The 349-nt window shown below is 59.0% G+C and carries 1 pseudogene; it reads right to left on the bottom strand.

Annotation, left to right across the window (positions count from 1 at the left end):
- Window positions 1–148: 148 nt before the first annotated feature.
- Window positions 149–349: pseudogene (locus tag QCE79_RS34930) on the bottom strand (hypothetical protein); the annotation flags it as partial.

Genomic DNA, 349 nt, shown 5'->3' with positions numbered 1-349 from the left:
CTGAAATGGAGAAGTGCTCGGACGGAAGATTTGAAACATTGGCGCACGGCAGGTAATCGCCGTTCACGATTAGCCCGCACGATTCGTTCGGATAACTCGCGAGCGCGTGCTCCTGAATCGCCGCACGCGTCCGATCAGCAAGCATCACTTATCCGCCTCGCGTGAGCGCGCCATCCGCGCCCGCAGCGGGAAAGCCACCAAAAGGCAGCGGCACGTTCTTAAAGCGCTTTCGGCAGCACGACAATCGCCCACCGCACCTATCCTCTTCCGGCTTCTTCGTCTTGATGTTGTTGCGCGTGAAGAAATCCGTTCCGCGATAACCGCATTCAGCGCCGCGGTACTCCCATCG

The organism is Caballeronia sp. LZ003, assembly GCF_031451465.1.
Classification (GTDB): Bacteria; Pseudomonadota; Gammaproteobacteria; order Burkholderiales; family Burkholderiaceae; genus Caballeronia.
Note: the sequence above shows the minus strand (reverse complement) of the source record. Positions and strands in the feature narration are given on the sequence as shown.